This window comes from Hominimerdicola alba, assembly GCF_900109655.1.
Lineage (GTDB): Bacteria > Bacillota > Clostridia > Oscillospirales > Ruminococcaceae > Hominimerdicola > Hominimerdicola alba_B.
Map to the genome: position 1 here is coordinate 1 of NZ_FOAT01000045.1, position 1,785 is coordinate 1,785.

Annotated in this window: 1 protein-coding gene; it reads left to right on the forward strand. The window is 45.7% G+C overall.

Going from position 1 to position 1,785, the window contains the following annotated elements; genetic code table 11:
• Positions 1-1,785: beta strand repeat-containing protein (locus tag BMY75_RS18190; RefSeq protein ID WP_242940288.1), on the forward strand; the 1,785-nt coding region annotated here is incomplete at both ends.

A 1,785-nucleotide genomic window follows, 5' to 3' on the forward strand; every position in this document is an offset into this window, starting at 1 on the left:
GTCGTATTCAAACAATACCGCTGTCGGTACAGCTACTGTTACCATCACAGGTAAGGGCAACTACACAGGCACTAAATCTGCGACCTACACGATAAGCTCTCCTGAGGCAACTCCGATAAGCAATTGCACTGTAACCCTTAGCGCATCTTCATATACCTATGACGGTACGGCGAAACAGCCCTCCGTGACAGTTACGAATGGTACGAAAACTCTTACCAAGGGTACCGATTATACTTTGTCGTATTCAAACAATACCAATGCCGGTACGGCTACTGTTACTATAACTGGTAAGGGAAGCTACAGCGGTACAGTTTCCAAGACTTTCACGATCTCGGCTAAGAGTGCAAGCTATCTGACAGTAACACTTTCGCAGACAAGCTATACATACGACGGCACAGCCAAAAAGCCGACAGTTACAGTAAAAGACGGCAGCAAGACACTTGTAAGCGGTACTGATTATACTGTTTCGTATTCAAACAATACGAGCGCGGGTACGGCTAAAGTCACTGTTGCGGGGAAGGGAAATTACACAGGTTCGGTTTCAAAGAGCTTCACTATTTCATCCAAAAGTGTTAGCGGTATGACCATCGGCCTTTCAGCTGAAAGCTACACCTATGACGGAACGGCAAAGACTCCTGTGGTCACTGTAACTGATGGTTCGGTTACTCTTGTCAGTGGTACTGATTACACAGTAACATATTCTTCTAACACAAATGTGGGTACAGCTAAGGTCACTGTAACAGGAAAGGGCAATTACAGCGGTACGCTGACGAAGAATTTCACTATCGCTGCTAAGAATGTAAATGCTCTGACGATAACTGTTTCTCCTACGAGCTATACCTACGACGGCACAGCTAAGAAGCCGAACGTTACAGTAAAAGACGGCAGCAAGACCCTTGTAAGCGGTACAGATTACTCCGTTTCATATTCCAATAACACTAATGTCGGTACAGCTACTGTTACCATCACAGGTAAGGGCAATTACACAGGCACTTCCGCAAAGGCATTCACTATCAGCCAGCCTGCCGCTGTTTCCATAAGCGGCTGCACTGTAACTCTGGGAACTTCGAGCTATACCTATGACGGCTCAGCAAAGAAACCGACTGTTACAGTCAAGAATGGCAGCACTACCTTGACAAAGGGTACTGATTATACGGTTGAGTACTACAACAATATCAATGCCGGTACTGCTGTTGTGACTATTATGGGTATGGGCAAATATACAGGTACTGTATCCAAGAATTACACTATCACGGCTAAGAGTGCAAGTAATCTGACAGTAACAGTTTCGCCTTCAAGCTACATATATGACGGCAAGGCTAAGACTCCTGCGGTAACTGTTAAGGACAATACTAAAACTCTTGAAAATGGCACTGACTATACTGTTTCTTATTCAAATAATACCAGTGTTGGTACAGCCACTGTGACTATCACCGGTAAGGGCAACTATACAGGTACAAAGTCGGCAAGCTTCACTATCAGCAAGCCTTCTGCTGTAGCGATAAGCAGCTGCACGATAACCCTGGGAACTTCGAGCTATACCTATGACGGTACGGCTAAACAGCCGACAGTTACCGTAAAGGACGGCAGTAAGACTCTTACGAGCGGTACCGATTATACCGTTTCGTATTCAAATAATACAAATGCAGGTACAGCCACCGTTACCATTGCGGGCAAGGGTAGCTATACCGGCACAGTTTCCAAGACTTTCACTATTTCGGCAAAGAGTGCGAGCGCTCTGACTATGACACTTTCGCAGACAAGCTATACCTATGACGGCACAGC